The 2,346-nt window shown below is 43.2% G+C and carries 2 protein-coding genes; both read left to right on the top strand.

The features are described 5' to 3' along the window. Nucleotides 1-68: 68 nt before the first annotated feature. A complete protein-coding gene (locus tag V7Z60_RS09825; RefSeq protein ID WP_288719969.1) occupies nt 69-527 on the top strand; it encodes an Lrp/AsnC family transcriptional regulator in 459 nt (152 codons plus the stop codon). Nucleotides 528-674: 147 nt separating this feature from the next. Then, the gene (locus V7Z60_RS09820; protein ID WP_334117631.1) at nt 675-2,174 is read left to right on the top strand and encodes a hypothetical protein; all 1,500 of its coding nucleotides are present in this window, start codon (nt 675-677) and stop codon (nt 2,172-2,174) included. The last annotated feature ends 172 nt before the right edge of the window (nt 2,175-2,346 follow it).

Genomic DNA, 2,346 nt, shown 5'->3' with positions numbered 1-2,346 from the left:
CCCCAACTTCAAACCGTTAAAAAACGAAGTTTCAGGTTAAGTTGGGGTAGTTCAAAGGAGGGACGCTTATGTACCTGGACGGTTTAGATGAACTGGATCAGAAGATCATCCAGTTGCTTATAGAAAATGCACGTATTTCTTACTCCGATATCGGTAAAGAAACCGGTATTTCCAGAGTGGCAGTAAAAGCCCGGATTCAGGCTCTGGAGAAAAAAGGCATAATTGAAGAATATACAACTATAATAAACCCTCAAAAGATCAGCGGTGCTGTTTCATGCTATTTTGAAATCGAGACAAGACCAGACCATTTGTCGCAGGTGACGGATATATTACATAATAATGATACCGTCACGCAGATTTACCGTGTCACAGGAAGAGATAAGCTGCATGTACATGCCGTTGCTTCATCAAGTGATGAAATGGAACGCTTCCTGCAAACGGTCATTGATACGCTTCCCGGCGTTATCAGCTGCAGCTGCAACACGATCTTATCACGTATTAAAGATATTAAAGGATTACGGCTATAGAGTCCTGCATAAAAGAGATGACAAGACAAGGTGCTTATCAGCAGGTATAAGCATAATGCTAATTTCCATTGTGATGTAATCAATCTCTATGTCACAGGAGCTTTTTGCTCTGCATTTATCCCCAAAAAACGATCGAGGTGAAACGCAATGGCAACAAACAAAGAGATCCAAGCCTTTGCAATCAAATACTATAATCTTTACATGAATCCGCAGGCGACGTTTGGCGAAGCAACGGAAACGTTTGCTGACGAGTGCCTCACCCTGGGGTTTGAGGTAATGAAATATGGTGAAGGATTGGAGCGCGAATATCCTGATGAGAACGTGTGGGATGCTGAAGGGTTTGACGAAATCAGCGATGACATAACGGACGTTCATCTGCTTGGTTCCGCCATTTTTTCAAAGTGGACGGCCATGGAACAAGATGATTTTTCCGAACTGAGTTTCAGAACGTGGTTTATCATAGCGTTTGCGCGGCTTGCGACGATAACTGATGAGCAGCAGACAAATCCGTTTGTTCTGACGGGAAAGCTGAAACGGTTCAAACTGGTTTCGGGAGATTTGAACAGGGAATCGGGTCAAACAGGCGATGAAGACGCAATGCAGGTTCTGACCGTTTCTTCTGACGGGGGAATATGGCTGAAACGCTATAAGTCCATCGGAAATGCAGAGATTCCATGGGCTGTTGAAAAGATAGCGACAGATCAAGAAACGTTGGAAAGCATCATGCAGGCTTTTTCGAGTTCATTCGAGGATTATGATGCTTCGCTTGCATTTCATGTCAGAGTCTGGCAGCTTGAACTTGTCGATACGGAAGACAGGATTGTCAAGATAAGCGGTCTGATGTTCGGAAAATCAACTTTCAGATCACTGTCTGAGTTTATGCGCGAAAAGCTCGGAAGAAACGACCTGCTTTTATTTGACGGAAATTATGATCCGATTGATCGCATCGAGGCCAAATATGACAGAAACACCAAAATCATGATGGAAGATCGAGAAGATGATTACGTGATCTGGGATTATCACGAAAAGCTCGTGGTTGATCGCGAGTCGGAAACGATCGAATATTTCCGCCAGATCGCAGAGGGGTGCGATGTTTGCCATAAATATCACGTGTCAGGGGGCGTATCGCAGCTGCTTGACAATCTCAATGCTGACATCTTTTCAAAAAAAGAAGGCAATCCGACTGACGTTTATGTCGATCCGCTTGAATCAAGGGACTACCAGATCGGCATCAGGACAAGAAGCGGAAAATGGCGAAAAATCACCGGAACGTTTGACAAAAAGGACCTTCCGATCAATTGGAGCGAGTTTATAGAAAGTTTGTTGGAATTTGTTTCATTTTACGGAATGGGCGAAATGTTGGACGAAAGAAAATACGGGAAAATCAGACGTCGGCGCAATGAACTGATTTTTTGCAGCGTCACGTTTGGAGAATACGGTAATCAGTACTGGTACCTTGCAGATGAAGACATTTTTGAGCCGGGCGATTTTGTCATTGTTCCGGTCGGAGAAGACAGGCATGAAGAGATTGCCAGAATCGAATCGATTGAGTATCATGTCAAAGAAGAGGCACCGTACCCGTTTGATAAGATCAAGCATATTCTGAGAAAATTCGATCGGAAGACTGATGAAGGGCTTTTGGGATAAAAAAGACAAGAAATTTAGAACAATTAATCAGATTCTCGCTGCGCTTTGACGCGGTGAGAGTTTTTTTGAAAGCGTGCAAGGAAACACGTTCTTTTAAGGACGTGATGAATTGCCTGTTTTTTTGTCCTTATGACACACGAATACGAACATATGTGTTATAATAATTGATATA

Origin of the sequence: Ligilactobacillus sp. (genome assembly GCF_036846325.1) — a bacterium.
Lineage (GTDB): Bacteria > Bacillota > Bacilli > Lactobacillales > Lactobacillaceae > Ligilactobacillus.
This window is presented reverse-complemented; position numbering and strand designations above follow the sequence as displayed.